The organism is Haladaptatus ordinarius (assembly GCF_054177595.1).
Genome location: NZ_JBPEHH010000216.1, coordinates 1 through 3,153, shown reverse-complemented (window position 1 = coordinate 3,153; position 3,153 = coordinate 1). Strand labels below are relative to the sequence as shown.

The 3,153-nt window shown below is 50.8% G+C and carries 1 protein-coding gene and 1 pseudogene; both read left to right on the top strand.

Features of this window, described 5'->3' with window-relative positions; translation table 11 throughout:
* Positions 1-662 precede the first annotated feature (662 nt).
* Positions 663-1,001 (top strand): HalOD1 output domain-containing protein, encoded by a 339-nt coding sequence (locus ACR3FF_RS26480; protein WP_458191067.1) that lies wholly within the window; start codon positions 663-665, stop codon positions 999-1,001.
* A gap of 1,729 nt (positions 1,002-2,730) precedes the next feature.
* Positions 2,731-2,871: pseudogene (locus tag ACR3FF_RS26475) on the top strand (hypothetical protein); the annotation flags it as partial.
* Between the last annotated feature and the right edge of the window lie 282 nt (positions 2,872-3,153).

Here is a 3,153-nt window from a genome sequence, read left to right as displayed (position 1 = left end):
TCATAGCGACTCAAGGTTCAGTTCCAATAATGACCGCATTTTGACTCATTCCTTCTTCTCAGATCTCATTTGATTAGATTTTCTCTCTATCACTGACTTATGGGTAAGAGACAGGACTTCAGTCGTGGGATGAATTCGTAACCTAAGTTCGTCGAGTACTTCAGTACGTTAGCACGACACACAGCTCTCTCTGGAGAGTGTGTCGAGTTCCGGGCACAGATACAGAAGCCCGCTGTCTGGAACGGGCGCAGTCGTGGCTCCACGCTAAACCAAGCCACTCAGAGGAACCATCCGCACACGTTGTCTGTGACAGCGGCGGGGAATCGAGTGAGCGTGGAACTTCCACAGGGCGTTGGTTCCCGTCTGTGGCGGGACAGAAGCCCATGACTGACGTCATGGGAGAAGTCACGTTGCGGTCAAGTGTTTTCACTGCCGAGTATCCGTACTGGACACGCCGCTGTGAACCACTAGTCTCGATGGAAACGACCATCTCAAATAAGATGGATTCGCGTGGAATAACCAGTGAGCCCCGTCGGTGGTGAAATTGAGTAGTGTTGGGTTCACATCCGCTGTTTACAGCAGAATTCTCTCCTCATTAAAAGACGTTTGGAGAGTTTTGCCATTTTCTCTTTTTACCATCGATGCTATGGACGCGTTGTGTTATGACGCAGTACACTGCGATACAAGGGACAGTTCTAGATGGAGATCACAGCCAGTCTGATCGAAGAACGGAGGCACAGCTCAGTACGATCCTCATCAACGCACTCGCAGATTGGGAAGACGTTCACGCAACCGAACTCGACAGGCTGTCTCATTTGATCGACCTCGAAGCACTAGACGACCTCTTTGCTCCCACACACGGCGGAACGGAGCGATCTGCCGGGCGGGTCAGGTTTCAATATCATGACCAGTATGTTACTGTGACCAGTGATGGTGTAGTACAGATCGAGTCACAGAGTGAGGAATCCAGCAAAAGCTATAAGCAGGATGAGAAACCGTAGAAGGGATTGACAACGATAAAATCGAGACGCGGGGTGACCAAACCACCAGAGGCATACTTCCCTCGACTGACTTCACGATAGACGATATCGTCACCATCGCTGCCGACGCAACGACGTTATTTGAGGTCAAATTAATGGTCGCAAAGACGATTATCCACGTCCGTGTCCGATGGTCTGTTACCACTTTCTCCGAGTAACCACTCTCGAGTCGGCAAGCGAGACCGGGGTTCTTGTGACGGCACACGCCGTTCTCGTGTCTGCCTGCTGGTGATCGGTGAGGTGGCGTTAGACGAGCAGGTCACAGCCAGGTGTGTCGCTCAGCCTCTTTACCGGCGATCCGCCCGAGGCTATTTTGGCATCCCCCGCAAATCCCCGTGTACCAATAAGCAAATTGAGTCGACGGATAGTGAGGAACGTGGGGAGGCCCTGGAAGCAATCGCGAAGAAGCTTAATGATCTCTCATATTCCTCCGAATGGGCATATCCGCCAGATGATGACTTGAGGACCGGCTCCGAGGAGTTCGTCGAAGGCTACCGGCTTGGCTAATTCATTGCCGCTGAGAGTGCCTTGGACGTTCTCAGGAATGACTACCAGCTGTTCGATAACGGTGACCTCCTCGCAATGCGGGAAGACGACAAGTAAACTATCAGAGGTTCCACTCGAAATGCGTCGCACAGACGTCTGACACGACTATCACCACAGAATTGATTTTTATTTGCTATTATCGATTGTCTTCTGCTTGTAAGCATCGATTACTCCACTTAAGCAAGTGTATAATAATATGTGTGTCATGTCTTACTGAAAACAGCGAGCGTCACAAGGGAGCGATCGGAGCGCGTGCCACTGACATCCACACTCGACGCTCGCTCACACTGCCCCCGCTTGCGCAACACTCTGGAAAGCAGTGAGGGGGATGGGAGAGGGAGGGCGTAGGATGGGGAGGGGAGCGCGTTGATCGAGGACCATTACTGGCTGATGAAGATCCGTCTAATAGGCTTTTCGGCCCACGTGTGAGCTGCTAAGATATATTCTTCGATAATTTGACACAGAACGACCCCTAGTTCGGAGTGTAACCCTCTTTGTACGCGCTAACTGCCGACTCGATCTCGACTTTCACGTCGCCAAACTGCTTCGCGAACGGTGGACTCCGTCGCTTAAGCCGATGACAGCGTGATGCTGATCCAACAGCCGTGAAAGACCGCATCAAAGCGCACGGACATCTGAAGAGTCTTGCCGCCGCGAAGATTGACGAGTTGGTTGATTAAAACGTGTTAATTGAGCAAGCATCAGGCTAACTCGTGTTTATGAATTCGGATTTCGCGAATATTGCACTGGTTGGTGAACGGTATGGTTAGTTGAAGAAATAGAAGAGCGACCAGCAGACCACAAGACGTGTCCATAGAGATTGGAGTGCTATTCTCTCCACTGTGACGGGCGGAATTCTCTCTTCGAAGACTGGTCGATGCCCGGTGAAGACGACGTTGCGCAGCTTCACACGTCACTATCTCCGGCGTACGGCGTCGAGGATGTCACGTCGTGATGCTCACACTGATTCGCGCCTCCAAGTGGCAGTCGCACTTGGAGATACACTTATCATGGAGGATTGTCCATTGGTGTGCGAAGCCATCCCATGAGTTCCAAGGAGCCGCATTCAGAACCATCACTTGCACCGGTCAAACGTGGTGAGACATATCATCTTCAAATCGAAGATTGAGGCCGAGAAGGGGATGCTATTGGATACATTGATGGGTTTGTCATCTTTGTTGCTGATGCCACACTCGATGGGTGGGTCACGGTCGAAATTCAAGAGATACATGAGACGTTTGCTGTTGCAACGGTTGCAGACGAGAGTAACGCCCAGTCATATTGATGCAAGTCGTGCTCTCAGACAATAATCTAATCAGGCAGAGAAGTCAGTGTATCATGGGGCAGATCAGTGAGGGTATAGTGTCGTTCAATTACGATCGGGCTATCTGGGTATAGTAGTGACCACCAATGTACATAGGCAAGGCAGGGTTATTTTCGAGACTTCCGAGCCTGTCCAAGAAACATCGACGGGATGACTCAGATTCTCTGGATATCGAGCCATATGACATAAATCTTATCTAGCTGAAACTCCTGTACAGCGTAAGGGTTCTCATGACGTCCAACT

Bases quoted from the DNA above. Each gene is read 5' to 3' on its own strand.
- ACR3FF_RS26480 (WP_458191067.1), top strand. From the start codon at position 663: ATGACGCAGTACACTGCGATACAAGGGACAGTTCTAGATGGAGATCAC.